Source organism: Pseudomonas sp. P4_C8 (genome assembly GCF_056401975.1).
Genome location: NZ_JBFUIH010000107.1, coordinates 1 through 1521, shown reverse-complemented (window position 1 = coordinate 1521; position 1521 = coordinate 1). Strand labels below are relative to the sequence as shown.

Annotated in this window: 2 protein-coding genes; both read right to left on the bottom strand. The window is 63.1% G+C overall.

All coding sequences use genetic code 11. The annotated features are described in order from the left end of the window. The coding region (locus AC1DWM_RS30060) for a DUF2955 domain-containing protein (protein ID WP_477796880.1) at positions 1-647 on the bottom strand (647 nt) is incomplete at its 3' end. Beyond that, positions 637-1521 (bottom strand): HlyD family secretion protein (locus AC1DWM_RS30055; protein WP_477796879.1); only part of this gene is annotated, 885 nt, incomplete at its 5' end. The genes AC1DWM_RS30055 and AC1DWM_RS30060, both read right to left, overlap by 11 nt.

The window sequence follows — 1521 nt, the reverse complement described above, 5'->3', positions numbered from 1 at the left end:
GTGTTGCATTGCTGACCCAGGCCGACCGCCTTCAGGATAATCGGCAGATAGCTCGCCGGGTCGATCATTGCCAGCAGGAACGTCGGCAAGACAATCAAGGTTGCACGCAACGCAATCCGACTGGCTTCTTCGCCCACCGGCGGTGGGGCAGCGGGCGGCGCCGGCGCATTGGCAGGCTCGGGGAAAAGCCAATGACTGATCGCAATCACCATCACCGCCAGTAACAGCCCTTTGACCAGCGCCCCAATGACCATTGCCGCCGCGTCGAACTCGGCGACGCCCGCCGACGAGATCATGGTCAGGCCCATCACCAGCAAGGTCACGATCAGGTTATTGCCGCCACTAAGCCCCCACCGGAAGACCATGAACAGGCTGACCGTGACCAGCAGCACGCCGCTCAACGGGTAGTAACGCAGGATCGGGATCAAGAGCAGGCCGATACCGGTGGTCAGCATCGCGACCAGCGCGAGAACGATTGCCGCCTTTAAGGGCAACGGGCGATTGACCGAGGCCAAGAGCAGCAGGCACAGCACGGGCGCGAGAAACGGTATCGGCAAAGCCAGGCCGAAACTGATGGCCAGGCACAATGCCGTGCCACTGGCCAGCCGTAAGGCACGCTGTTCCCGAGGGGAACGTTTAGTAGGCATAAGACAGCCAGCTCATCAGGCCTAAATAGGCCCGGCCGAGCGGGTTGAGCAGATTGCCTTCCGAGGGGAAGGCCATGACTTCAGCCTGCCCGCCGGCACGAATGTTCCCGCTGCCACGCAGTGTGCTCATGGACTGCTCGGAAAACTCGATGATTACCGGGAACCGTTGGGCCGGTCGCAGCCAGTCCCGGCTGTTCTGGATACCGGGCAAAGTGCCGGGCGGGGTCGGCTGCCCGACGCTGATGCCATAACCGACACTGCGTACATGGCCCTCGAAGACTTCACCCGGCAGTGCATCGAGGACGATGGACACCGGCGTGTCGGGCCGCACCAGGCCGAGGTTGTTCTCGGTCATGTCGGCAGTGATCCAGATGTCCTGAATGGTGATCAGGGTCATGACCGGGCCGCCAGCCGAGGCGAATTGCCCGACATCGGTGCGCAGGTCGGTGATCAGCCCTGCGGAACGGGCTCGGGTTTGCGTGTTGGCCAGGTCCAGTTCGGCTTTTGACAGGGCAGTGGCGGCACTGCGCAACTTTGCGTTGACGTCTTCACCGCCACCTTCTGTTTCTTTTGCACGCTCTACTTCGGCGCGGGCGGCGGCGGTTTGACTGACTGCCGCATCGCGGGTGGTGCGTGACATTTCGAGCACGCGCACAGAGATGGTCCCTGGGTCTTCACGGTACAACCCTTCCAGGCGCTGATTCTCCTGACGTGCCTTGGTTTCATTGGCCTGGGCGACGCGCAATGTCGCTTGCGCCGAGGCAATCCCCGCGGTGCTGGCCCCTAATTGCCGGCGTGCAGTCTCAAGGTCGGCGCGGGCGCGATCGACGGCAATCTGATAGGGCGCCGGGTCCACCTCGAAGAGCACCTCGCC